26 protein-coding genes are annotated in these 24,681 nt (G+C 60.1%); 7 read left to right on the top strand and 19 right to left on the bottom strand.

Annotated features, from left to right (window positions below; translation table 11 throughout):
* Window positions 1-5: 5 nt before the first annotated feature.
* From MA07_RS25700 to MA07_RS31275, 4 genes are read left to right on the top strand one after another with little or no spacing between them, the layout of a single operon-like run.
* A complete protein-coding gene (locus tag MA07_RS25700; RefSeq protein WP_036358842.1) occupies window positions 6-1,034 on the top strand; it encodes a flagellar motor switch protein FliG in 1,029 nt (342 codons plus the stop codon).
* Window positions 1,035-1,051: 17 nt separating this feature from the next.
* Window positions 1,052-2,116 (top strand): flagellar biosynthesis protein FlhB, encoded by a 1,065-nt coding sequence (gene flhB, locus MA07_RS25695; RefSeq protein WP_036358839.1) that lies wholly within the window; start codon window positions 1,052-1,054, stop codon window positions 2,114-2,116.
* Window positions 2,113-2,616 (top strand): hypothetical protein, encoded by a 504-nt coding sequence (locus MA07_RS25690; RefSeq protein ID WP_152569024.1) that lies wholly within the window; start codon window positions 2,113-2,115, stop codon window positions 2,614-2,616. The genes flhB and MA07_RS25690 overlap by 4 nt, the downstream gene beginning before the upstream one ends.
* 26 nt (window positions 2,617-2,642) lie before the next feature.
* Window positions 2,643-3,341 (top strand): AprI/Inh family metalloprotease inhibitor, encoded by a 699-nt coding sequence (locus tag MA07_RS31275; RefSeq protein ID WP_081929169.1) that lies wholly within the window; start codon window positions 2,643-2,645, stop codon window positions 3,339-3,341.
* A gap of 45 nt (window positions 3,342-3,386) precedes the next feature.
* Here the strand turns inward: MA07_RS31275 and MA07_RS25680 are convergent, their stop codons facing one another.
* The 16 genes from MA07_RS25680 to flgB all read right to left on the bottom strand — a co-directional run bounded on the left by MA07_RS25680 (window position 3,387) and on the right by flgB (window position 16,307).
* Window positions 3,387-4,013 carry a transglycosylase SLT domain-containing protein gene (locus tag MA07_RS25680; RefSeq protein WP_052003532.1) on the bottom strand — a complete coding sequence of 209 codons (627 nt, stop codon included), beginning with the start codon at window positions 4,011-4,013 and terminating at the stop codon, window positions 3,387-3,389.
* The gene (locus tag MA07_RS25675; RefSeq protein ID WP_160195498.1) at window positions 3,955-5,157 is read right to left on the bottom strand and encodes a flagellar hook-length control protein FliK; all 1,203 of its coding nucleotides are present in this window, start codon (window positions 5,155-5,157) and stop codon (window positions 3,955-3,957) included. The genes MA07_RS25680 and MA07_RS25675 overlap by 59 nt, the downstream gene beginning before the upstream one ends.
* Window positions 5,158-5,324: 167 nt before the next feature.
* Complete coding sequence (locus MA07_RS25670) at window positions 5,325-6,611, bottom strand: chemotaxis protein MotC (protein WP_152569023.1); 1,287 nt, start codon at window positions 6,609-6,611, stop codon at window positions 5,325-5,327.
* A 5-nt stretch (window positions 6,612-6,616) separates the two neighbouring features.
* On the bottom strand, window positions 6,617-7,855 hold the full coding sequence (locus MA07_RS25665) for a MotB family protein (RefSeq protein WP_244445351.1): 1,239 nt from the start codon (window positions 7,853-7,855) through the stop codon (window positions 6,617-6,619).
* Window positions 7,852-8,502 (bottom strand): hypothetical protein, encoded by a 651-nt coding sequence (locus tag MA07_RS25660; RefSeq protein ID WP_036358832.1) that lies wholly within the window; start codon window positions 8,500-8,502, stop codon window positions 7,852-7,854. Before MA07_RS25660 ends, MA07_RS25665 begins: the two co-directional genes overlap by 4 nt.
* On the bottom strand, window positions 8,502-10,139 hold the full coding sequence (gene fliF / locus MA07_RS25655) for a flagellar basal-body MS-ring/collar protein FliF (protein ID WP_036358829.1): 1,638 nt from the start codon (window positions 10,137-10,139) through the stop codon (window positions 8,502-8,504). The genes MA07_RS25660 and fliF overlap by 1 nt, the downstream gene beginning before the upstream one ends.
* 113 nt (window positions 10,140-10,252) lie before the next feature.
* Window positions 10,253-10,990 (bottom strand): flagellar type III secretion system pore protein FliP, encoded by a 738-nt coding sequence (gene fliP / locus MA07_RS25650; RefSeq protein WP_036358826.1) that lies wholly within the window; start codon window positions 10,988-10,990, stop codon window positions 10,253-10,255.
* A gap of 57 nt (window positions 10,991-11,047) precedes the next feature.
* Entirely contained in the window at window positions 11,048-11,557 is a 510-nt protein-coding gene (locus MA07_RS25645; RefSeq protein ID WP_081929168.1) for a flagellar basal body-associated FliL family protein, read from the bottom strand.
* A 22-nt stretch (window positions 11,558-11,579) separates the two neighbouring features.
* Window positions 11,580-12,278, bottom strand: a complete 699-nt coding sequence (gene flgH, locus MA07_RS25640) for a flagellar basal body L-ring protein FlgH (RefSeq protein ID WP_036358823.1) — start codon at window positions 12,276-12,278, stop codon at window positions 11,580-11,582.
* Entirely contained in the window at window positions 12,275-12,751 is a 477-nt protein-coding gene (locus MA07_RS25635; protein ID WP_244445350.1) for a MotE family protein, read from the bottom strand. Before MA07_RS25635 ends, flgH begins: the two co-directional genes overlap by 4 nt.
* A gap of 32 nt (window positions 12,752-12,783) precedes the next feature.
* On the bottom strand, window positions 12,784-13,881 hold the full coding sequence (gene flgI / locus MA07_RS25630) for a flagellar basal body P-ring protein FlgI (RefSeq protein ID WP_036358820.1): 1,098 nt from the start codon (window positions 13,879-13,881) through the stop codon (window positions 12,784-12,786).
* The gene (flgA, locus tag MA07_RS25625) at window positions 13,881-14,345 is read right to left on the bottom strand and encodes a flagellar basal body P-ring formation chaperone FlgA (protein ID WP_036358817.1); all 465 of its coding nucleotides are present in this window, start codon (window positions 14,343-14,345) and stop codon (window positions 13,881-13,883) included. The genes flgI and flgA overlap by 1 nt, the downstream gene beginning before the upstream one ends.
* 24 nt (window positions 14,346-14,369) lie before the next feature.
* The gene (gene flgG, locus MA07_RS25620; protein WP_036358814.1) at window positions 14,370-15,158 is read right to left on the bottom strand and encodes a flagellar basal-body rod protein FlgG; all 789 of its coding nucleotides are present in this window, start codon (window positions 15,156-15,158) and stop codon (window positions 14,370-14,372) included.
* 12 nt (window positions 15,159-15,170) lie between these two features.
* Window positions 15,171-15,503 (bottom strand): flagellar hook-basal body complex protein FliE, encoded by a 333-nt coding sequence (locus MA07_RS25615; protein WP_036358811.1) that lies wholly within the window; start codon window positions 15,501-15,503, stop codon window positions 15,171-15,173.
* A gap of 1 nt (window position 15,504) precedes the next feature.
* Window positions 15,505-15,921: a flagellar basal body rod protein FlgC gene (gene flgC / locus MA07_RS25610; RefSeq protein ID WP_036358809.1), complete on the bottom strand. Its 417-nt coding sequence runs from the start codon at window positions 15,919-15,921 to the stop codon at window positions 15,505-15,507.
* Window positions 15,918-16,307 (bottom strand): flagellar basal body rod protein FlgB, encoded by a 390-nt coding sequence (flgB, locus tag MA07_RS25605; protein WP_036359235.1) that lies wholly within the window; start codon window positions 16,305-16,307, stop codon window positions 15,918-15,920. The genes flgC and flgB overlap by 4 nt, the downstream gene beginning before the upstream one ends.
* 393 nt (window positions 16,308-16,700) lie before the next feature.
* Between flgB and MA07_RS31340 the strand changes: the two genes are divergently transcribed.
* From MA07_RS31340 to MA07_RS25590, 3 genes are all read left to right on the top strand, one after another.
* On the top strand, window positions 16,701-19,436 hold the full coding sequence (locus MA07_RS31340) for a PAS domain S-box protein (protein ID WP_081929167.1): 2,736 nt from the start codon (window positions 16,701-16,703) through the stop codon (window positions 19,434-19,436).
* Complete coding sequence (gene fixJ / locus MA07_RS25595; protein WP_036358807.1) at window positions 19,405-20,025, top strand: response regulator FixJ; 621 nt, start codon at window positions 19,405-19,407, stop codon at window positions 20,023-20,025. The genes MA07_RS31340 and fixJ overlap by 32 nt, the downstream gene beginning before the upstream one ends.
* Before the next feature lie 182 nt (window positions 20,026-20,207).
* Window positions 20,208-22,952: a heparinase II/III family protein gene (locus MA07_RS25590; protein WP_052003529.1), complete on the top strand. Its 2,745-nt coding sequence runs from the start codon at window positions 20,208-20,210 to the stop codon at window positions 22,950-22,952.
* 75 nt (window positions 22,953-23,027) lie between these two features.
* Here the strand turns inward: MA07_RS25590 and MA07_RS25585 are convergent, their stop codons facing one another.
* Genes MA07_RS25585 through MA07_RS25575 form a run of 3 tightly spaced genes read right to left on the bottom strand, consistent with a single transcriptional unit; the run spans window position 23,028 to window position 24,680 of the window.
* On the bottom strand, window positions 23,028-23,729 hold the full coding sequence (locus MA07_RS25585; RefSeq protein WP_052003563.1) for a protein phosphatase CheZ: 702 nt from the start codon (window positions 23,727-23,729) through the stop codon (window positions 23,028-23,030).
* 19 nt (window positions 23,730-23,748) lie between these two features.
* Window positions 23,749-24,132 carry a response regulator gene (locus MA07_RS25580; RefSeq protein ID WP_036358805.1) on the bottom strand — a complete coding sequence of 128 codons (384 nt, stop codon included), beginning with the start codon at window positions 24,130-24,132 and terminating at the stop codon, window positions 23,749-23,751.
* Between the two features lie 59 nt (window positions 24,133-24,191).
* Window positions 24,192-24,680: a chemotaxis protein CheW gene (locus MA07_RS25575; RefSeq protein WP_036358802.1), complete on the bottom strand. Its 489-nt coding sequence runs from the start codon at window positions 24,678-24,680 to the stop codon at window positions 24,192-24,194.
* Between the last annotated feature and the right edge of the window lies 1 nt (window position 24,681).

The raw sequence follows: 24,681 nt of genomic DNA, 5'->3' as shown, positions 1-24,681 counted from the left end.
TCCGCATGGTCGCACCAGTTCCCATGAAGGCGAATGGCTCCAAGGTCCTCAAAGGACCTGAGCGCGTCGCAACACTGCTCTTTGCGATGGGGAAGCCTGCTGCCAGTAGGGTCCTCAAGCATTTCAGCGAGGAGGAGATCCGCCTCGTCACGAAGTCGGCTGCTCAGCTGGGTCCCGTCTCGCCTACGCAGATCGAGCAATTGGTGGAGGAATTCGCCTCCAACTTCACGGACGGAGCGGACCTCATCGGAGGCGCCTCCCACATCGAGCAGCTGCTGACCGGCATCCTGAGCCCGGAGCAGATCGCCAGCATCATGAGCGAGGTGGTCGGGAACGCCAACAGGAGCATCTGGGAGCGGATCTCGACGGTGTCCGAGAGCGCTATCGCTTCCTACCTGATGAAGGAGCACCCACAGACGGCGGCGCTGATCCTCTCCAAGGTCAAGCCGTCCTGCGCCGCAAAGGTGATGACCCAACTTCCTCAGCCGCTTCGGAACAACCTCATGCGTCGCATGCTCAGCATGAAGCCCATTGTAGACGAGACCATGAAGAATATCGAGAAGACGCTCCATGAGGACTTCATGGCGAACTTCTCGAAGAACGCCGGTGCGGACACCCACGCCAAGATCGCCGACATCATCAACAAGATGGAACGCGATCACATGGAAGACGTCCTGACCAATCTCTCAACCGTGCGCCCGAAGTCGGCCGAGATCCTCAGAGGGCTACTCTTCACCTTCGACGATATCGTGAAGCTGACGCCGAAGGATCGCACAACCCTGTTCGACCAGGTGCCGCCGGATCGCGTCGTCCTCGCGCTCAAGGGTACGAACGACGAATTCCGTAAGGTTGTTCTGTCGGCTCTCTCCTCGCGCGTCCGCCGCATGATCGAGCACGAGCTGAACAGCAAGGAACCCTCGTCGCATCGCGATATCGCGGAAGCCCGCCGGACCATTACGGACCTCGCGCTCGAAATGGCCGGTCGCGGAGAGATCGTCATCAATTCAGAGACCGAGGATGAAGCCTACTTCTAACCGATCGGCTTCAGCCCATGTCTGATACGGATGACAAGGACAGCAAGACAGAAGCACCTTCCGAAAAGAAGGTTCGCGACGCCGTGGAGAAGGGGAACATTCCCTTCTCCAAGGAAGCTCCTCTGTTCGCCTCGATCGTGGGCATCCTCATCGGCCTGGCCTTTGCGGTACGAAGCAACACCAGGACGCTGACGGAGAAGTTGTCGCTGTTCATCAACCGGCCGGAGGATTTCCGCCTCGAGACGGGTGCCGACGCGGCGTCCCTGGTTCAGGCAGTTGCCATCGAGGTCGGACAATGCCTGATTCCGGTCATTGTCATCCTGGCCGCATGCAGCCTCTCCGCTTCGATTCTTCAGAACGTTCCGTCCGTTGTGTCCGAAAGAATCAGGCCGCAATGGAACAGGGTCTCGCCCATGGGCGGCTGGAAGCGCATCTTCGGCCGGCAGGGTTTGGTGGAATTCTTGAAGTCGTTGTTCAAGTTCGGAACGATGACACTGGTCAGCATCCTGCTCCTGAGATCGGAGCAATATAAGGTCTTGAATGCCATGTTCAGTGATCCGTCCCTTCTTCCGGAGCTGATGTTGACCATGGCGATGCGCCTTGTCTCCGCCATCGCGATCGCCACAATCGTTCTTGTCGCCGCCGATCTGCTCTGGGCCCGCTTCAAGTGGCGCAGCGACCTGATGATGACGAAGCAGGAAGTGAAAGAGGAATACAAGCAGATGGAAGGCGATCCCATGGTCAAGGCGCGCATGCGCTCCCTGGCCCAGGATCGAAGCCGCAAGCGGATGCTGGCTGCCGTGCCGAAGGCTACTTTCGTCATCGCGAATCCGACCCACTACGCGATTGCCCTGCGTTACGAGCGCAGCGAGGCGAGTGCACCGATCGTCGTCGCCAAGGGCCAGGACCTCATCGCGCTCAAGATCCGCGAGATCGCAGAGAAGAGCGGCGTCCCCGTTATCGAAGACAAGCCTCTGGCAAGATCCATGTACAATCATGTTGAAGTGGATCGAATGATTCCGCCTGACTTCTACAAAGCTGTCGCACAGATCCTGTTCTACATTCTCACGAGGTCGAAATGAGAAGCCTTCGCACCGTAGGCATGGTGGCTTCCTCAAGCGAGCATCTGGATATTCATGCTTTCGAAGAGGTACTCGCTTGTAATATCAAGGATGTTATCGCCGATTTCTGTCTCGCCGATGCCGATATCATCAGGTTCTATGCCGATAATCAGCTTCACGGGAACATGGACGAGATGATGACCTCATCCGCCGAGCTGTTCTTTAAGGGCGAGACGCTGTCATACGGCCACGTCGCTCATGTCAGAACGGGCCGGGACGATCATTCCTGTGTCGTCCTGGATATGGAATTCGTGCACGACGCGGTGACCGTTTTCTTCCAGCTCATCTTCGGTGACTATTACATCGGAGTGAAGATCAGCAGGGTCCTGCTCGACCCAGCGTTCAAGCGGTCCGAATTCAACCTGTCCTCTTTCGCGCGCATGGTGTCCTCCGCTCGCCTGAGGCCCCTTCCTCCCCGTTTCCAGCCCCCCTATTGCCTCGCCGAAGCTGCCCGGCATTGACGGTTGAGTGCTGGCGGCTTACCTTCATGAATCGTAAATCACTTATCAAGGCTGCCATGCTCATGGCCGCAGGCACGGTCTCAGCCTGCAATTCGCCGGGAAGCCTGTACAGCCAGGGGCCGTGGGGCCCCGCCTCCACGCCGAGGAGCTACCCTGCATATTCTGCTCCTTGGGGTGGGCAGCCAGTTGCCTCCGCATATGGGGTGACCGTTCAGCCGCGTCATGACCAGATCCATGCCAAGGAAGCTCCTTTCCCCGCTGTCCGAAAACACTATGAAATCCATCTGGAGCCGGAACTGCCTCCTGGGCCTCTTCCGGACCGGTTAGCGCTTGATCCGGGCTCAGACCCGGAGCCTCTGCCCGCGGTTGTTCCTCAACGCCTCGCCTCTGCGCAACGCGAGACGAGCGCCGATGTCCAAGCCAGCGCCCCTGGGGTCTTCACGCCACCTCAGCGCCCGTCTTCCTTTGCAGGGATGTGGAAAGCCAGCGTCGGCTCCGCCTCGTGCCGCGTTCAGCTCTCGAGCGTTCCGTCGCTCGATCTGTACAAAGCCACTGCCCAAGGCTGCTCCAGCGATGCTCTGAAGACCATCAACGGATGGAGCATCCGTGACAATCAGGTCATTCTGTTCTCCCGCGGACAGGTCGTCGCCCGCCTATCAGGCGCCGAAGCGGCTCTCTCGGGTACGCTGAACGGCTCCGGGGCTGCACTGACAATGACGCGCTAGGACAGGGCGTCATCGTCGGGAGATCCATAATCTAGTGGGAATTCTCTAGTCTGCCGCAGCCGTCTGTCCTGCCTTGAGACCAGGAGCATCTGCGCAGAACGAGCGCGCGCCAGGGGTCCAGGCGCCGAAATCGGTTGCAACCATGTTGGCGATGACGCGGCAGACATAGCGCTTCTGCGCCGGATCGTTGTTGGGCCCGGCGTGATAGCGCGCGACCGCCATGGTCCACGTTTCATGGCGTGCCTTCAGCTCCTTGAGAAAGCGTGCAGCGTATTCCACGTTCATACGCGGGTTCAGCATGCTCTCCAGGGTCGGGAACTTTTCACGATGGTACAGGTGATTGATCTGCATGCAGCCCATGTCGATCAGCCTTGCGCCGGATCGGCTCGCCTGCTCGAACTTCTGCATCGCTTCGACCGCGCTGTTCGAGAAGACCGCCTTGCCTTCGACATTCATGGCGTAGGGCTGCAGGCTTCCGCGCCTCCCGGTCTCGGTGAGACCCACGGAGTACAGCATTCCCAGGGGAACGCCATACAAGGCAGAGGCCCGCATCATCTCCCGCTCGCACAACCCAGACGGAGCCTGGGCGACGGCCGATGTCACGTGAATGGCGCTACAGGTAGATCCCGCCAGAGCTGCTGCTGTCAGCAATCCTATTCTGCTTGGGCTCATTGCGGAGTTCAGCCTCGTCCTGTCCATACTGGCCATGATGTTTGGAAGAATGGTTCTGGCTGTCTGCATTGCCTTGAAAATTTTGGTCTTGCATCCCCGACTGCGGACGCTGGAATGAATTTCGGTCATGGCTGGCTGACTCAGCAGTCTGGATATTGATCACGTCGGGCCGGTACCCGGAGGTTCTCAGCAGGCTGGAGAGTTTCTCGGCATCGTTTCTGAGGAGATCAGCCGTTTCCTGTTTCTCGACTTGAAGCTCCATCTCCAGGCTATCGCCGGAGAGACGCATCTTGATCGTCACAAGCCCCAGCTCCACCGGATTGAGCTGCAGGCTGAGAACCCTCAGAACTCCCCCCGAGGCGCGGGCCACGGCGACACGGTGCACGCCATCACCCTGGAGAGCGGGCTGGTGAGAGCCGGAGGCTTCCGACACATCATCCAGAATCGCTCTGGCCATCTGGTGAAGCGTTCCGGCCGGCAGTGAACCGCCCTCTGCTTTCTGTAGTCCCGGAGCAGTTTGCTTCTGCACCTCAGCGCGATCAGCCATGCGGCCAAGAGAAATCCTGTCGAAGCTCTTCTCCTCATCCCGCTGACGGAAACTGGTCGTCTCGGCGTCAGGAGTGACCCGCTCGTCGCCCGATCTTTGCTGCAGATTAAAATGAGGCTGCTTCGCTGCGGCTTCAGTGCTCTTTTTGACACCGAGATCGTCGGGAAGAGCTTCGGTCGAAAGGACGGTCGATTCAGCTGCCGACGTCTCTTGAAGCGCTGTTTCGAACCCCTCGACGACAGGCCGGAAATGGGTTTCCTGGTTCTGAACGGAGAGGGATAGCTTCGGCCCGATGGCAGGGCTCAGGATGCTGTCGGCCGTCGCGTCCGAGGTCAGCAGCGGCAGCATCGAAGAAGCACCGTTACGTGTTTCAGGATCGGACTGGCCGCCTCGACTCATCTGAGGCAGCATTCGGGGCAGAAGAGTCTCAAGAACGGAATAGGCCTGACTTCCCACCGGGGGAGCGACCGGCCCCGCCGCGGATCCGTCCGGCGCAGTAGCCGAGAGCAGAGCCTGCAACGCCGTCGTATCGATGGCAGGGGCCTCCGGGGCCTGTTCGGTCAGGCTCGACGGAGTGTCATCCTGAAGGAGGCTCACCCCTTCCCGGCCCTGCTCCCGCGAGAATCCTTCGAGCAGCGTGTCGAACCCCGCCGTTCCGGAGCCTTTGCCGCCCTGCTGAGCATCGGCCGCGGAGGAAGGACTGCGCGATGTCTGCGTCGCATCCGCAAGGCGGGATGGTGTCTGAGGCATGATGTCGAGACGGTTCATTGACTTACGGACGCCTGATTCTTGATGAGCTTGTCGACGCGGCTCAGGGCGTCACGGGCCTTGGATAAGGCCTGAAGCTGTTCCAGCCCTTGCGCTTGGGTGCTTGCGCCCGCCGCCTTCTCGGTGGCAGCCTTGGTGAGCAAAGGCTTTGCCTTGTCAGCCAGGGCGACAGGCGTGCCCGGCATCGTCTGAATGTGCCCTGCCATTGCAATAGCGGCCTCCAGCAGATTCACATCAGTGGCCGGGAGAAGCAACCGGTCGATCTGGCGGAGTTCCTCGGCAGCGGCTTTGATGTCCACATGCGACGTAATCATGGAGGCCGCACGATAGAGCTTCGCGCGTGAGGCGCTCACTTTATCGCCCTCCACCAGTTTCTGCGCTTCCTCCGACAGCAGGCGGGCGGATTTCGTGAACCCTTGTTCGACGGAGGCGCGGGCGGCAAGAAGGTAGAGGTCCCGCCTTGCCTCCGGCTCCAGCTCCTGCATCATCGTGACAAAGCCTTCGAAGCGGGACTTGTCTTGACCGAAGTCGATGCGGGTTGATGCCGAAGCAAGACGCTGCCGGAAGTTACCGGCATAGATCGAATGCCGGAAGCGTCTCAGATAATCCGTTGCAAGAGATTGAAATTTCTCGACATGCCCGGTCTGGCTCGCGACGAACACCTGTCGACGCAGCGCAGCCTCTTCGAAAAGCGTGCCAGGAGCCTGGAGCCGCACGAAGTCGAGGAGCTCATCGGATTTCGCGGGATCCTTCCGGACAACCAGTGCCGACTGGACCAGTGCCAATTGCGCGCTCATGGTGGGTGGAAAGGTGCGCGGGTCCAGGGACACGAGTGCGTTGTAGGCGGTCTCCTCCCTCCCCTCCACATAGGCAAGGGCGCCTTCGACGAGAGGCCGGTCATTCTCGGTGACAACGGAGGAGCCAAGCTCCAAAAGCTTCCGAAGGAGGCTGGGATTTCCGCCGCTCAAAACAAAGGACACGGCGGCATGAACATTCTTGCCGCTTTGCCAGACCTCGGGTGCCAGTTCCATGAAGCGCATGTCCAGGACAGCCAATAAGCCACGCTGCCCGAGATGAGCCTCCGTCGAACCCGTTGCGATCTGATCCTGCATGAGATGCAGCGTGCGCACCATCTGCAGAGGACTGGGAGTCGCTAATGGCTTAGCCTTCTGCTCGACGGCAGGTTCAGCCGCTGCATCGGCAGGGCGGCTGCTCTCATTCGCGGCGCTATCCGCCGCAAACAGCAGAATCATTCCGAGAGCAGCGATCGGGCGCACGTTCACCGTCATTACTCCTGCAGAAGAATCTCGACTCGCCGGTTCTGGTCGGCATTAGGATTGGACGGGATCTTCGGCTCCCGGTCCGCATGCCCCTCGACGCGTACGATCCTCTTTTCGTCCAAGCCTCCCCGAACCAGCATATACAATGCCATCTGGGCTCTGGCATGGGACAGGCGCCAGTTGTCGTAAGTGGCCGACTTGAAGGGCCGGGCGTCGGTGTGGCCACGGATCACGATCTTGCCCGGCCGCGCCTGCAGGATCTTGGCGATTTCGGCCATGGCGCGAACGACCTTGGCGTGCGGCTCCGCAGACCCGACCGCGAACATGGTGAAGTCGAAATCATCCGTGAGGCTGATCAGGGTTCCCGCACCGGTGCGGCGAACCTCGATATGCGGCTGGGGCGTGACATCCCTGGTTGGCTGAACGGCTTTGAGGATTTCCCGCTTCAGCTCCGCCGCCTTCTGATCGGCGGCACTTGCCTCTGCAGCACTCTGTTCTGCGGAGGATCCGGAAGCAACGGCCTGGCCGCCTGCTAACGGCGCAGATCGCCCGTCCGGGGATGCCACACTGCCTGAAGGGGCCTGCTGTTGCGCCTTTTGGCCGGCCTGCGGCTTCTCGCTCAAGGACGCGATCGCATCAATGACGGCCTTTGACGGCGCAGACGGCGCCGTGCCCGGCTTCAGCGGCGTGTCCGTCTTCACTTCTTCGACGGGCGCAACCTGCCAATAGAGCGGATCGAACGGATCGCGGAAAGCCTCGCCGGCCTTCAGGCCAGGCACGTCGCTTTCGCCGGGAGTGACGTCGGCGCCAAGCGTATCGTGCGGCGTTGCCTCGATCTCGTCGGCGATCCGGGCGAGCACGGCATAGGGGTCCTGGAACAGAGCCCCTTCCTTGAAGCGAGGTTTCTGCAGCTGATGAGACTTGCCGCCCGTTCCCTCGCCGCTCCCCTTTTCCTTGCCGTCCTTTGTGTTGTCGGTCTCGTTGTCCGGGGGAACGTTCTGCGGATCGTCGAGTCCCTTCTTGTTCGGGGTCGACTCCGCAAGCTGCACCGGGTTGAAGTAGTTGGCCACGCCGCTACGCGTCTCCTCATCCGTCAGGCTGATGAGCCACATAACCAGAAAGAAGGCCATCATGGCGGTCATGAAGTCCGCGTGAGCGATCTTCCACGCTCCGCCCTTCACCATCTCCTCACCATCGCCGCCTCTTCTGACGATGACAATTTCGTGCTTGTCCGATTTCGACATCATGACTCAGCCTTCAAAACCTGCCCAAGCCGATCCGCCCATGCCTGCAGCTGTGTCTGCACGGTGGTATCGCGGGCGGTGACGCTCACCTCGACATGGTCGCCAGGGAGGAACTCTATCGTGCTTCCATGGGCCCCAAGATTCTCTTTCAGCGCCAGCAGGAGATCCTCGGGTCCCGCAATCTTCATCGGTCCTGTCTCTTCGCTGAGGAGAAGCGTTGCAAGCACCTCCTTGAATTCAATGACGCTCTGCTGACGGAAGGCCTCGGAAACGAAGGGCTTCAGGATGTTTGCAACCCTCTCCGAGAGCAGGGCTTCAATCCGGCCGACGCCCTCCACGATGAGCGTCGAGAGCTGATCTGCCTGCTGCTCTACCCAGATCACGCGCTGTGACGCCAGCTCCTCTTCGTAGCGGACCCTCTCAGCCGCAACCGCCTCTTCAAGCTGAAGCCGAGCAGCATCCCTCTCTTCGGCTCTCACCTTGGCTTCGACAGCTTTGAGGAGTTCAGCCTGCCGGTCGACTGCCGGTGGTGGCGGCGCGAGATCGGGCTCTGCTTTGGCCTTGACCGCACGGAGGATACCGCCTCCCAGCGGCCCGCTCCGGGGTGCGGGCGAGAAATCCTCCAGCAGGTTGGCGATTGCTCCTGCCATCACGCGGCCTCCCGCCCGAGCCACTGCTTCAGGACAGCAGCAGCATGCTCTTCGCTGAGCTCAATGATCTGCTCCAGCTTGCGCTGCGGCGTGCGGGGCATCTCGATGAGGTTCTGTTCTTCCCGGTCGAGAGCAGCCTGCAGCGCCTGCCGCCCATTCTCGTTCTCGGCCTCCTCTGCCTCGGCCGCGGCCAGAGCAGCTGCCTGCTCACGCTGAAGCTCGAGCTCGGCCTGATGGCGCGCCATCAGCATTCTCACGGCAGGACGCAGTCCGAACCAGATCATCATGGCGCACAGAGCCAGAATGGTGAGGGCATTCACCACCGTGCCGAACTGGCGCATGAGAATCTCGGTCAGGGACGGACCCGGCACCGGCTGCAGCATGCCGCCATCGTCAACGAAGCTCACAGCCGCGACCTTGATCTGGTCGCCTCGTGTCTTGCTGAAGCCTGTGGCCGATGAAACCAGCTGCTCGATCTCCGTGATCTTGGCGTCCATCTCCGCAGGAGTGGCATTCTCACCCAGCAGGGAGGCGATGCGAGACCTGTTCACCAGCACGGCAACCGAGAGATTCTTGATCTGGTAGCCGTCGCTGATGGTCTGGATCGTTTTCGACGAGATTTCGTAGTTGGTCAGCTCCTCGCGGCGCTGGTTGTCTTCGCTCGAGCTGTCACCCGATTCGGCGCGGACGCTATCGTCCGGCAGATTCTGCTGGACGGTGGTCGGCTTCTGCCCGCTCCTGTTCTGCGCGACTTCCGTCTCCTTGACCGTGCGGACCGAGCGCTCGACTTTCGATTCAGGGTTGAAGATCGTCTCGCTGGTATTGACCTTATCCGTGCTCAGCCGGGCGGCCACACTGATCTCGAAATTGCCGGTGCCGAGATAGGGCATCAGGGTGCGGCGGACGTTGTCCTGGATCTCCAGACCCACTGTCTTCTCAAGACGAGCCATCTTGCCCGTCGATGCATTGGAGGCATCATCCCCGGACATCAGGAGAGTACCGTCGGTATTCATGACGGTCACCTTGTCCACCGCCATGCCCGGGATGGCAGCAGCCACAAGGTGCCGAATCGCCTGGGCCGATGATGCATCGTCGGCCGGCGAGGTTCGGATGACCACGGAGGCGGAGGGCGCCTGCTGCTCGCGACGGAAGGAGCCGCGGTCGGGAAGAACGATGTGGACGCGGGCGGCCTTGATCCCCTTCATTCCCTGGATGGTACGCGCCAGCTCGCCCTCAAGAGCGCGAACCTTCGTGACCTCCTGCATGAAAGACGTCAGGCCCAGCGAACCGAGATCGTTGAAGAGTTCGTAGCCGGACTTGGTGCTGTGGGGGAGCCCCTTCTCGGCCAGGAGCATTCTGGCCGAGGCCGTATTGCCATAGCTGACCAGGAGAGCCGTTCCGTCGGCGCTCACATCGAACGGGATGCCGGCATCCTTGAGGACGGCGCCCATCCGGCCGACATCTTCGCGGTCCAAGCCGGTGTACAAGGTCTCCTGGGCCGGACGACTGAGGTAGTAGGCTCCGATACCGACGGACAGGAAGACGGCGAGGCCGATGGCGGCCAAGGCTGCAAGACGGCGCGGGCCCAGCAGCAGCAAACTACTCCAGAGTCTTTCGGCTTGTTGACGACCAGGCATGAAGAATCTCGGTACTGATAAAAGTTATCGAGACTACTTTTGCGTCGCCAACCTTGTGCGAAGGTTGCTGCCTCTCAGATTTCGCTCAAATCGTTGGCGAGGAGACTCCAGTGTCAGAAGTAGGAGCGTACCAGCCCGCTCACGAGGATGTTCCATCCGTCGATCAGGACAAAGAAGAGGATCTTGAACGGCAGTGCCAAGACGGTCGGCGGCATCATCATCATGCCCATGGACATCACCAGGGTGGCGACGATCATGTCGATCACGAGAAAAGGGAGCGCGATGAGGAAGCCGATTTCGAATCCGCGCCTCAGCTCGGAAATCATGAAGGCGGGAATCAGGATCCGCAGATCGATCTTCTCGCCCTCTTCGGGCTTCGGGTAATTGACCGCCGCCAGATCGCTGAACATCTGAAGGTCCTTCGGCCTCACATGCGTCAACATGAAATCCCGGAACGGCTCCGTCGTCTTGGTGAAGGCCTCGGTCTCCGAGATGCGATTCTCAGTCAACGGCCGAACACCTTCATTCCATGCCTTGTCGAACGTTGGCCCCATGACAAAGAAGGTCATGAACAAGGAAAGGCTGATCAGGAAGATATTCGCCGGGGTGCTCTGGAGCCCAAGCCCTGAGCGCAGGAACGAGAAGGCCACCACGAACCGGGTGAAGCTCGTGACCATGATCAGAAGCCCCGGCGCGAGGGACAGCACCGTCAGGAGAACGACGAGCTGAATCATGCGTCCGCTGACCGCACCCTCCCCTGAAGGGAGCAGTGACTGAAGATCCGCCAGCTGGGCATTGGCACTGGAGGCCAGCAGGATGAAGGCGCCGGCAAGGATCAGACGGAAAGGCATGGCAATGGTCTTTCGGAGAAATGAACAGACGGCTTGAAAACTCAGACTGCGTTCGACCTACTGAACGATAAGGGTTTCGAGAACAAGCTCCTGGACGACACCTTTCGAGCGCAATTTGACGCGCTCGTTCAGGTCTTCCCTGAGGTGCAGAAGCCCGCTCGGCCCCTGGATCTGCGCCAGCGACAGGGTGCGGAGATAGGCCAGGATGTCCTGCCGGATCTCGCCGGCCATCACGTCGGGGTTCTGCTCTTCGCTCATCTTGTAGACGATGGAAGCTTCCACCCTCACCCAATCCTCGGTCGAGGCAGCAAGATTCGTGACGACCGGAGCGAGCTTCTTGATCCCGATACTGCCTGCATAGGGGCTTGCGACCTCGGTCTTCTCGGGCTGAGCCTTATACTTCTCTTCGACGCGCTTCTCGATGCCGGAGACCATGACGAGCCCGAATCCGCCTCCGATCGCCGCCGAGAGCAGGGTCAGGAGGCCGAGCGTCAGGAGCCACCTCAACGATCCCTCCCGGGCCGGTGCGCTGTCGGCTGGGGCCGGAAGAGCCAGTGCCTTGGCCATCGTAATGATCCTCTTATTCCGCCTAGAAGGGAGTTAGAACGTCGAACAGCTGCTGCCCATAGGCAGGTTGCTGGACTTCCATGAGGCGCCCGCGTCCGCCATAGGAGACCCTAGCCTCGGCGATCTTGTCGTAGCTGATGGTGTTCTTCGGCGAGATGTCGCGGGGCCGCACGATGCCGGCGATGTTGAGAACGCGAACCTCGAAGTTCACGCGCACTTCCTGCGATCCGCTGATCACAACGTTGCCGTTCGGCAGGACCTCGTTGACGACCGCGGCAACCGACAGGCGCAGCTTCTCCGAGCGATCGATGGTTCCCTGACCCTTCGAATCGGATGAGGAGTTGATGCCGGCATCCGCCGTTCCATCCGCGTTCCAGCCTTTGAACGAGAAAGCATAGTCGAGGCCTGCGCTGACTGAGGATCGCCTCGACCGGTCGCTGGCGTTTTCGAACTCCGCCTTGTCGTCGATCTGGATGTTCACCGTCACGATATCGCCCACCTGCCGGGCCCGCGGGCTGGTGAAGAGGTCGGCACTGGCATTGCTCCAGGTCGAGTTCGCCGCCGCCGGACCGGTGCCCTTGAACAGGTGCGGGAGGGGCTCACGCTCAACGGCGATACCCGAGCCGACCGGCGTCATGCCCGGCTCACGCCCCAGATCCTCCGGCCTTGTCGCGCAGGCGGCGAGGAAACACAGGCCAACGATGGCAATGAGATGCTTCAATTTTGCCTCACGGGGTTCTTTTCACGCTTGGGAGCGTCGGTAATGACATTGGCCAGTTGAGCAGCCCGAGCCGGCTCCATCTCGTTCAGGACCGCGCTCGCGGCTCGCGGATTGAGCTTGGCGATCACGGCTGCGGCGATCTCCTCGTCCATGTTCATGAGCTGGAGAGCTGCCGCGTCCGGGCGCATCCGCGCGTAGATCATGACGATCGTCTCATCCGCCTTCTCCAGAACCTCGTTGCGGCGCTTGAGCCATTCCTCGTACTCGGCGCGCTTCGCCTCCAGGACCTTGATGCGGCCCTCGATTTCCTTTTCCATGTCGGCAAGCGCCTGCTTCTGCAGGGCAAAGCGCGCATCGGAGGCGGCATCGGCAATATTGGTGCAGTACTGGTTGTTCTTGGCAGACGCATTCGCATCCTGTGCCTGAGCACCGCTGGAAGCCACGGCTGCCAGGATCAAGCTGCAGACCGCCATTCGCCGAAAATTCTGGCACGACATGCGAGAGATCATTGGATCACCAACTCCGCTTGAAGAGCTCCGGCCGTCTTGACCGCCTGGAGGATCGCGATGACATCGGACGGCTTGAGGCCCATCTGATTCAAGCCTTTGACGAGGGTCTGCAGATCCGAGCCTCGGACGATCGCGAGGGGCACCCGCTCCTCCGCCGCAGTGATCTGCGTGCGCGGCACCACCACCGTCTGGCCCATCGAGAACGGATCCGGCTGCGAGACTTCGGGCGTCTCCGTCACACGGATCGTGAGGGCCCCGTGAGTGATGGCCACGGTCGAGATTTGCACGTTCTTGCCGATGACGACCGTCCCGGTTCGCTGATCGATGACGATGCGGGCAGGCGTATCAGGCCGGATCTCAAGGTCACCGAGTTCGGCAATGAAGCGGGTCGCCGCGATGTTCTTCGGCTTCTGCAGAACGACGGTTCGGAAGTCGCGGGGGGACGCAACGCGGACGCCGAAACGCTGCTGAGCATACTGGTTTATCGCATCGGTGATCAGGGTCGCCGTCTTGTAGTCGGGGTTCTTGAGCTCGAAGGCGAGTCCGCCGACGGCATCGAACCCTCCCTGAACCTCACGCTCGATCAGCGCCCCGTTCGGAATGCGGCCGGCCGTTGCAACGCCGGAGGTCAGGGTCTCGGCCTGCCCCTGCGCGGAGAAGCCGGACACCACGATCGCCCCTTGAGCAACCGCATAGACCTGGCCGTCGCCACCCTGCAGGGCAGTCAGCATGAGAGTGCCGCCTTTCAGCGAAGTCGCATCACCCATGGAGGTGACGGTCACGTCGATGCGCGATCCTGTTCCGACGAAGGGCGGCAGGTCTGCGGTGATGATGACCGCTGCGACATTGCGGGTGCGCAGGTTGATGTCACGAACGTTCACGCCCATGCGGTCAAGCATGGATTGCAGGGACTGCTCGGTGAACTGGGAGTTGCGGAGGGTGTCGCCCGTTCCCTGCAGGCCCATGACGAGGCCATAGCCGATCAGCTGGTTGTCCCTGACGCCCTGGACAGACGCCACATCCTTGATGCGGGTGGCTGCCTGAGCCTGCACGGCAAAGAGAGCGGCGAGGAGATAGACGATGACGCGGAGCATCAATAGACTCCAATTCGGACACGGCCGTCGGCCTGAACGCGTCCGGTGATGATCCGCCCGCTGTCGACATTCTTCACCTGGATCGTTTCACCCATGGTGCCGGACTGCAGGGGAATGCCCACTCCCATGATCGAGAGCCCGCCTTCCTCGAACACGATCTGGGCCTGAACGCCCCGTGTAACGAGCTTCGGATCGTCAACCGCATTCATCGGGATCGGCTCACCCGGCAGGAGGGTCCGGCGCGCCATCTTCCCGGTCAGGACGCGCGGGGATTCAACAACTGCGGTGCGGTAGCGGTAATTCTCCGGAAAGGCCCTGTCCTTGAGCATCGACTCCTGGATCGTATCACCCGCATAGATGGTGACGGCTGGAACCGGAAGGATACGATCCTCGGCAGCCGCACCATGCAGCGCTCCCACGCTGACGACGATTGTGGCAAGAACGATCTGGACGAAGTGTTTCATGATGAGATCACCCGGATGCCGCCTTTAGCGGATGCCCTTTGAGACGGTTCCGGCCATGTCGTCCGCGGCCTGGATGACCTTGGAGTTCATCTCGAAGGCACGCTGAGCCGAGATCAGATTCGTGATCTCCTTGATGGGATCCACGTTCGAGGCTTCGAGATAGCCCTGATGGATCTTTCCGTAGCCGGGATCGGACGGGATGCCCACGGCCGGAGCACCCGAAGCCAAGGTCTCGCGGTAGTAGTTGCCGCCGATGGGCTCCAGGCCGGCATCGTTGGCGAAGTTCGCGAGAGTCAGCTGGCCCAGGTTCTGCGGCTGAGCCTCTCCGGCGATCTTCGCGAAGATCTCGCCTGACTCGTTGATCGTCACATCGAGCGTGTTGGGCGGAACGATGATGGGCGGGTTGAGGGTGTAACCGTCGAGGGTGACGAGCTGCCCGTCGCCGTTCTTGTTGAAGGAACCTGCACGGGTATAGACGATCTCGCCGCTCGGCGCGTTCACCTGGAACCAGCCGCGTCCGTTGAGAGCGAGGTCGAACTGGTTCGAGGTGTTCGTCAGGGATCCCTGCCGGTGGAGGTTGCGGATGGCCGCCGTCTTCACGCCCAGGCCCAGCATGGCCCCTTCGGGCACAGGGCTGGATCCCGCCTGGTTCGGAATCGCCTGGGAGCGCTCGGTTTGATAGAGAAGATCCGTGAACTCCGCCCGTGCCGCCTTGAAGGCGGTGGTGTTGACGTTCGAGATGTTGTTGGCAATCACCTCGACATTCAGCTGCTGCGCGTTCATTCCGGTGGCAGCAATCGCAAGCGCTCTCATTGTCTGATCCTCTTAAATCGCCATCCGGGCGATTTCCTGATAGGCCGCAACCACCTTGTCGCGGATGGCGATCGCTGTCTGAAGTGTCTGCTCGGCGGACATCACGGCCTCGACCACCTGCTGCACCGAGGCTTTGCCCTGGATGCCGGCAATCGATGCAGCCTCGCCCGCCTTCATGGTGTCGACGGCTGACGTGGCCACTTGAGCCATCATGTCGCTGAAGCTCACCTGGGAGGCGCCTGTGACAGCGCCTGCGGCCGGCGCAGTCGTGCCGAAGGCCGGAACGGCCGTGACCGACGCTGGGCTGTCGATCATGGAAGAGATGGAGGATACGGCACTGATCATATCAGCCTCTCATGAGATCAATGGTTGCGGTGATCATGGCGCGTGCCTGCTTCATCATCTGCAGATTGGCCTGATAAGAACGATTGGCTTCCCGCATGTCGGCCATCTCGATCAGCATGTTCACGTTGGGCTTCTTGACCATGCCGTTCTCGTCGGCGGCCGGATTTCCGGGGTCATATTCGACCGGGAAAGGCGCCTCGTCCTGTCCAACATCCTTCACCGACACGGAAGCCGCACCGAGCGTCCGTTCAAGCTCGGAGCGAAAGGTAATCGTCTTGCGTGTATAAGGATCGGATCCCGGAGTCCGACCGGTCGAGTTCGCGTTGGCGATGTTCTCGGAGACCACACGCAGACGCGCCGACTGCGCTTCGAGACCAGCGCTGGACAGTTTGCCGGAGGCAATCAAAGGATCGATCATGACGGGGTCCTCACGCTGGTCAGCAGCATTCTGTGAAATGACTTCACGATGGTCGTGTTCAGGGTGTGCTGGCGATTGACCTCGCCGGCCTTGATGAGTTCCTGCTCGAGGCTCACGGAGTTCTTCGAGTAAACCGTGTCCCAGCTCTCGGACTTCTTCACCTTCGTAACTTCTGCGCGCGAGGGAGAAATCCCGATATGACCGTTGTTCGTCGCCGCCATGACCAGCTTGGTCTTGTCGAGAACATCGGCAAAAGGCTCAACATCCCGGGCGCGATAGCCGGGAGTATTGGCATTGGCGACATTGCCGGAAATGGTCGTCTGGCGAGCCGCAAGCCACTGGGCCTGTCGCGATGCCAGATCGAACAGATAGACAGGTGCCGTCACAGGAATCTCCGAGCAAACATGGTAAAGAGGCATTTAAGCTTCCAACCTTGCACGAAGCTGACCTGGCCTCTGCCGATGCCGACGGCATAGATTGTGAGGCCAAGCCGCGTCTTCGAATTTTCAGCTTGTGGGCGCCATGCCCTCTACTGATTGGCCTGGGACTAGGCGAAACTCTGTTATGCTCCGGTGATATGAAATTACGCTGCAGTGTGCGTCTGAGCGCTACCATGTCGCAACCGAATCAGTTGCTTTTCAGCCAGCTATCCTCATGAAGAGCGCGGTCGCCGAAACACTGTCCCATGACGCACGATCCTGCCGGGGCTGGGGATTTGCGCGATCATTTGCCAATACGTTAAAAACCTGCAAGCAACGCAGCGCTTGGGTTGGGGGGTTATGACTCATACATCTGCGTTAAGGGACCCTATGAGTGGGCCTACGGTTCACGCGAGCCCTGATCCTGCCCGCGTCCTCAACGCCGTGACCGATTTTGCCCTGATCACCCTAGATCAGTCAGGAAACATTATATCGTGGAATGTTGGTGCAGAGCGTATTTATGGCTGGCGATCGGATGAAATCCTGAACTGCCACTTCTCGCTTCTCTACTCCTCGGATGCGCAGCTCCGTGGAAAGCCGCTTCAAGATCTCACTACGGCGGCCTCTTCGGGACACTCTGTCGACCAGATACGCTGCAGGACCAAAGACGGCATTCACATCCTGTGCCGGGTAACGCTTGACGCGATCAGCTCCGATGCAGACGCGGATTGCAACTTTGTTTTAACGGCTCGCGACATCAGTCGCTTCATGGCCGCGGAAGCGGCCCTCAAAACCCAGGAGGAGCGTTACCGGGCTCTCATCGAGGCAAGTTCGGCAATGGTCTGGCGTGCAGACGCCAGCGGGATGATCGTCGACGGGGCGCTGAGTTGGGACACCTCTCCTTCTACACCATCGGAGAATGGCGGAGACTATGCCTGGCTGGATGCTGTTCATCCCGAAGATCGAGAGCGCGTGACTGCCGCCTGGCTGGAGACGCTGGCTTCGGAGAAAGCAGGCACCGACGAGTATCGAGTGCTTGCGCCTGACGGCGAATTCCGCTGGGTCCTGATGAGAGCCGTTCCTCTTCACGATGCCGATGGCGTGGTTCAGGAATGGATCGGGACCGTTACGGATGTCCATGAGCAGAAGCTGGCCGCTGAACGGCTGCGCCGAAGCGAAGAGCAGTACCGCGCCCTGATTGAAGCCAGTTCCGCCATCGTCTGGCGCGCGGCGACAGATGGGGCAATCACCAAGGTATGGGGGTGGGAGACCTTCAGCGGCCAGTCGAACGAGAACTATACGGGCTTCGGGTTCCTCAACACCGTCCATCCGGACGACCGGGCAAAGCTTCTCACGCAGTGGCAGGCCATTCGCACGGCGGAAGAACCGGGGGCGGTCGAGTACCGCGTCCGCCGCCTCGACGGCAAATACCGCTGGATGCTCACCAGGGCAGTTCCCCTGCTGAATGAGGACGGCCAGGTTCAGGAATGGGTCGGCACCGTCACGGATATCCATGATCAGCGCCAAGCCGAGATGAGACTGCGCAGCAGCGAGGAAAGGTTGCGCTTGGCCATCGAAACGACAGCCCTAGGCATCTGGGATCAGGATCTTGTCACTAGTCGCCGCCAGTGGATGCCCGAGGCACGACAGATCCTCGGCTTGGCACCGGATGTGACCATCACGCGCGAGGTCATCCTCGATTGCGTTCACCCCGATGATCGTACCCGAATGGCGAGGACCTTCTATGATGACCAGCCGGGCAGCGACCTGACCTACAGCGGCAGCTTCAGGATCATCCGCGCTGATACGGGAGAGGAGCGCTGGGTTACGGCCATCGGCCGCACCTTGGTCGATGACGATGGACGGCCTATTCGTAAGATCGGAACGGTCCAGGACATCACGGAGCGCAAGCTGGCAGAGAATGCACTGCGATCGAGCGAAGAGCGCCTGCGTACAAGCGAGGCGCATCTCCGATCCATTCTCGAGACCGTTCCCGACGCCATGGTCGTAGCCGACGAAAGCGGTATCATCCGGTCCTTCAGCGCTACAGCAGTGAACATGTTCGGCTACCAGCCTGAGGAGGTCATCGGCACGAATGTCAAGTTCCTGATGCCCCTGCCCTACCGCGAGCAGCATGATGGCTATATCCGCCGTTATCGCGAGACGGGAGAACGGCGAATCATTGGAAGCGGGCGTGTGGCGGTTGCCCAGCGCAAGGATGGCTCGACCTTCCCGATGGAGGTTCAGGTCGGAGAGATGCAATCGGATGGGGAGCGCTTCTTCACCGCTTTCATTCGCGATCTGACGGAGCGCCAGCGCACTGAAACCCGGATGCAGGAATTGCAAGCCGAACTCGCCTACATGTCCCGCTTTACAGCCCTGGGAGAGATGGGCTCGACATTGGCCCATGAGATCAACCAACCTCTCACAGCCATCACAAGCTACCTGAAAGGCTGCGGCCTCATCCTGAGCAACGTGGAGGGCGATAAGATATCCCTCGTTCGCCATGCCGTGAACGAGGCTGCCGAGGAAGCGCTGCGCGCTGGCGAAGTCATTCGGCAATTGCGGGAATTCGTCGCCAGGGGGGGAAGCGAGCACCAGATCGAGGGACTTCAGCGTCTCGTGGAAGAGGCCAGTGCCTTGGCTCTTGTGGGTGCCAAGGAGAAGGACGTGAAGGTCGAATACGACTTTCCGTCCGAGAACCCGCTGGTCTTCGTGAATCGTGTCCAAATCCAGCAGGTTCTGCTCAACCTGATCCGCAACGCCATTGAGGCGATGCAGGAATCGGACCGCCGCGAACTGGTGATCAGGGCAAGGCCTGTGCCGCTCGAATCCATGGTTCAGGTCAGCGTTCAGGACACGGGATCCGGGATCGCCCCGGAGGTCTTGAAGAACCTTTTCAAGCCATTTACCACCACGAAGCGAAGCGGCATGGGCGTGGGGCTCTCGATCAGCCGGACGATCGTGGAATCCCATGGCGGCAAGATCTGGGCTGATTCGGCTCCCGGTGAAGGCACCACCTTTCATTTTACTCTGAGAACCGTCGACAAGGAGGACATGGCCAGTGTCGAACACGCCGATCGTGTATGTGGTTGATGATGACGTCGGGGTGCGAAAGGCTCTCTCCTTCCTGCTGGTGTCCGCTGGCCTGAACGTTCGCCTGTATGAGTCCGCCAAAGCCTTTCTCGACGAGGTCAGCGATCCCGGACAATGCTGCATTGTCACGGACGTGCGGATGCCCGGCATCGACGGCCTGGAATTTATTCGGCGCCTCAATGCGCGTGGATTGAACGTCCCAGTTATCGTCATGACCGGCCATGCGGACATTCCACTCGCCGTCGAAGCCATGAAGACGGGGGCCATCGACTTTCTCGAGAAGCCTTTCCGGGAGGACCGCTTCCTAGAGGTCGTCCGCTTTGCGCTGGTCTGCGACGAGAAGAGCGTTCGCAGAAATCAGGAACTCCTCAGGACCCAGGCGCGGCTGCAGTCTCTCTCGCAACGGGAGCGGCAGGTGCTGGACGGCTTGGTCGCCGGCAAGGCCAACAAGATGATTGCCCACGAGCTGAACATCAGCATCCGGACCGTCGAGATTCATCGCTCAAACGTCATGGCGAAGATGGAAGCCAAGAGCCTCTCCGAGCTGATCCGCATGGCCCTGTTCCTAGAGGTCGCGACGGGAAGCTAAGCCCACCAGCAGTCAGCGTCGGGGCTCAGGCCACTGTTTTGCAGAGAACTGCGAAGGTCGAATTGACTGAGGCCTGAACCTGCCGGAAGCACAACAGTCTTATCGATGCCACCAGTCCCGCGCAGGCGTGTTAGGGCAGCTTCTTCTCGACCCATCTTCCAACCTAGAATTCTGGTGCCTCAATGGCCAATGTCAGACAAATCCTTCCGACGCCTCGGGAACGTGGCGACGAGGCACCCCAGGAAGAAGCTGGTACCCGGCAGTACGCTGTCTCGAACCAGAATCGATGGTCGCGAACCACTCTCGACTTCAGGGATCTATCCCAGGATGCCTGGTGTGAGCTGACTTTCCAGATCTGCTGGCACCCTGAAGAAAAAAGCCGGACAGCACATGATTTCGCCGTCATCGGTGTCGACTTCCTGACTGAGGATGGGTCGAGCATCGACTTTGCCTATGCTCCGGGTTTGACCAGGGCTCAGATCGACCCTCACAGCTGTCACGTCGCGGGACCCGACTACTACGACCGGAGCAGCGATCAGACACACAGTGGAAGGGTTCATTGCACCTTTCTGGTTCCTTCTCCTGCAAAGCACATCTCGGTCAGCGTCCGCAGCTGGCGCAACTCCCATCCGTTCACGATTCTCGACCCGAAGCTCCTGCAGGTTGGCCAACCTGCAGGTGACGATACCCAAGCAAACTCAACGCGCGCAGTTCAATCTCCAACCCTGAATGACCCTCGCCGCTCCTGGGTTCGACTGAAGACTGAGCCCGCATGGCTTACCTTTGGAGTTGTTCCGGCCAAGACACTTTTTATCCGTGGCCAGCTAATCAACCAGAATGTAGGCGCCGAGGGAGCCTTGGCCCGGGTCATCTTTCGCAACAGGAACGGGGAAATCGTCGCCTCGCCGGACGATCTGCCGACCTCGCCTGTTGTCGGAACCTACATCGACATTCCGGTGAACCGGCAGACGAGGCGCTTCACGCTTGAGCTCACCTCACCGGATCAGGCCGTAACCGTGGACCTTGGCTTTCAGGTCTGGCGCGATGAGGCACAGATCAGCCTTGTAACACCGCTCGAGACTTCATTAGGCGACGATCTTCTGCTCGAGAACATCCTCAGCGAGGAGTTCTCCGATGCCTCCACTCTTGTCGGTGAAATCTTCGGACGCCTTCGACCAGCCTCTGGTTCTAGTACCAATATCGGGCATGCCAACCTGATCGATCGCCAGACCCTGGCAGCGGCTCCGACCATACAAGACAAGCTGCAAGCGGTTCAGCAAGGTCAATCGACAACCTTTGCCGGGGATCAGCTTACTCTCGGCAGCTTCCCGGCATGGCCGTTGCCTTCAGCACCGGACTGGACCGAAGATCCTTATCAGTCGCCCGCCTGGCGTCTGGAATATCAGTCCCTGTCCTGGCTCTTAGATCTGGTTAGCAGTCAACAAGCAGGAGGAGTGAACAGAGCCGTTGACCTTGCCGTCACTTGGTCGCGTGCCAATCCGCCAGGCCACTCCAAGGATCCTCTTAGTGCCTACCCTGCGTCTGTTGCCATACGCACAGATGTTCTGCTCCAGTTGCTCGCAGCTGCGACTTCGCTTAAAGGCAGGCCGGCTGAAAAATCGCGCACGCTCGTTGCGGAGGTTATTCAGCATGGCTTCGCGCTCGCCGAGATTTTGAGTCAGAACATCTTTCTGCATTCCATGCTGCAGGTCCGGGTTGCCTGCGCCCTCCTGAGTGCCTCGGCCGGTCTCCCGAACTTTCCTCTTTCCCCCTATTGGAGATCCGTAGCCCTCGCCCAACTGCGCAACGGCTTCGACCATCTCCTCGGTCCCCAGGGCTCATCGAATGAGCAGTCCCAGCATTGCCGACTGGAGCTCACCTCAATCGGGATGATTCTGGCCCAACACCTCAAGGATCAACCTGAGGCCGAGGACCTCCGGCAGCTTCTCGATAACCGCCTGAAAGACAGTCTGAAAGCCCTAGTCGCGGCGACGGACCCGGCGGGCATGCTTGCTCCATTCGGAGACACTCCGAGCAAACTCCACCATGCCTCCTGGCTCCGGCGCCTCATCTCAGGATATGGAAGACATCTCCTGTCGGATCAGGCCCTCGCAGAGGAGCTGGCGTACCCCTTGGGCCCGAGGCTTCATACATCGGACCATTCCGGGCTGATCACCTTCCGAAACTATGTGCAGAGGCCGGACTGGAGCTATCTCTGCGCCTCGATCAGCGAGCAGAGGCACGACAACGGACATCACGACTGCACCTCGTTCGTTTACTCCGCTCGCGGAGTGAGATGGATTACGGATTCAGGTGGCTCGGGAGTTATGGAGGCAGGTCCTGTGCGTCAGTACTTGCTCTCGTCCAGGGCTCATAATGTGGCCATGCCGGATTCTCGTGAGCAGACATCTGGCTTGGGCTGGGTCGAGGCAACGGTCTCGCTCGAAAAAGCCCATGCGGTGAGGGTGGGCACAAATGTGCACGGCCCCTGCTACGATCACTCACGCATCTTCGTGTGCCTGGACGACATGAACGCGGTCGCCGTCTTTGATCGTTTTCGATCGTCCCGAAGCACGACCAATGTTGATGCCAATCTTCACTTCGAGGACAACATTGCGGTTGCTCTTGCTAACAGCAAGCTCGCTATCGCCTTTCACAAGCGGGATAGGCTGCGGATCATCCCTCACCCTGTTGCAGGGCAGTTTACAGGCTTCACGGTTCAGAATGGACGCGCCGGCCGAGCCGGTTCCATGCAGGGCTACCTCTCAGACGGCACCGGCGGCCTTAAGTCCTCCAATGTGCTGAACTATGGCTTCACCGGCACGTCTGAAGTATGCGGAGGCGTAGTGCTTGCAGTAACGGAAGACGGCTTGAAGAGGCTCATGGGTCTTATCGCCTCGCAACGGGTGCAAGATCTGTTGAGGTAACACGTACGGCAAGTCTGCCCACTTGGCGACACGAGCCCAGCTTTCTAAGGCTGGGCTCGTGTCGCGCAACTCGGATTAGTTGAACAACGCGTCGATATCGTCCTGAGACGTCACGCCATTATCATAGGCCAAAGCGGGTCCATTCAGGAGGGCTTTATCCCCCTGACGTTTCGGATCGTCGATCGTTTCGACATCCTTGAAGCTTTCCATGCCACCCCAGATTTCCATCATGTGATGAACACGTTCTTCAACAAACTTCATCGCGCCGACGACCTTGCTGATGCGCTGGCCGGTAATGTCCTGGAAATTGCAGGCCTCGAAGATGCTGATCACGTGATCGAGGATCTCACGAGCGATATCCTGATCACTTCCGGCCAGCCTGGACGAGAGATTGCTGGAGAGATCGTCAATCCTTTCCGCCGCTGCCAGGATGGAGTTGGTAGCCGTTTCCGTCCCGGTGACGATGGCACCAAGTTCGTCCGTAACCCGGGTGATTTCCTTCCCTTGAGCTCCGGCATAGCGAAGCGTGGCGATCTCTTTCTTCGTGCGCTCGATTGCTTCATAGATGGAATCGAGCTCTGCCTTCAGGCGAAGAGCCTCCTGCATGTCACGGCGGTGCTCCTCCAGCAGAGAGGTCGAGATCTCCTTTGCAGGTACGATCGACTCCTTGATAGCTGACAGCATGCCCATGACTTCGGAATGACGTTCCAGAACTCCCTCGTCACTTGAAACAACGCCCAGGTTCGCCTCGATGCGATAGCTTTTCCTGTGGATCATGATCTTGTTCTCGTTCTGCTCACGCACCAAAGACAGCGCTGATTTTCGAGCGCAGGGTATCGGCGTTGAAGGGCTTGACGATGTAGTTGTTGACGCCGGCCTGCTTGGCCGCGACCACGTTCTCGGTCTTGGCCTCGGCGGTGATCATGATGAAGGGCAGGCTGCCCAGCTCCGCGTCGGCCCGCACCTGCTGCAAAAGCTCGAAGCCGGTCATGGGCGCCATGTTCCAGTCGGAGATCACCAGCCCGTACTTCTTCTCCTTGAGCTTGCCCAGAGCCTCCGAGCCGTCCTTCGCCTCGTCGACGTCGTTGAAGCCGATCTGCTTCAGCAGGTTGCGGATAATGCGCAGCATCGTCTGGTAGTCGTCAACGATGAGAACGGGGGTGGATAGATCAAGGCTCACGGCAAACTTCCTGTATTCTGATTACATATAATGAAGCACATGCGCTCGGAGAACGGGGCTTACGCAGCTTCCCGCTCCGTCTCGAAGGCAAGGACGGCGTCAACATCGAGCACGATCAGCAACTGGTCGCGCAACTGATGAACGCCCTGCGACAGGCCCACCCAGCCTCGATCCATGTGAACCGGGTTCGGCTGCATCTCGTCTGGATCCAGCTTGAGGACCTCACCAACCTCGTCCACGAGCAATCCGTAAGCCTCGCCCTGGTTCTCGAGGCCGACAGCCATGCGCCGTCCTGCTTCGGCGCTGTCGCCCAGTCCCAGTCGACGTCGCAACGACACCGCGGTGACGACCCGCCCACGGAGATTCAGAAGACCTGCGATCTCTCCCGGCGCGAGAGGAACGGTTGTCATCTCGCTCACGACAAAGACATCGTGTACGCGGCTGATCGGCAGTCCCAGCAACTGTCCGGCCACCGTGACCGTTACGAACTCCATCTGCTTGGAGGCTGTTTTCGCGTTCCCCGAAGGGGTTGAGTCTATGAGCTTCATG

The organism is Microvirga sp. BSC39, from assembly GCF_000739015.1.
Lineage (GTDB): Bacteria > Pseudomonadota > Alphaproteobacteria > Rhizobiales > Beijerinckiaceae > Microvirga.
Note: the sequence above shows the minus strand (reverse complement) of the source record. Positions and strands in the feature narration are given on the sequence as shown.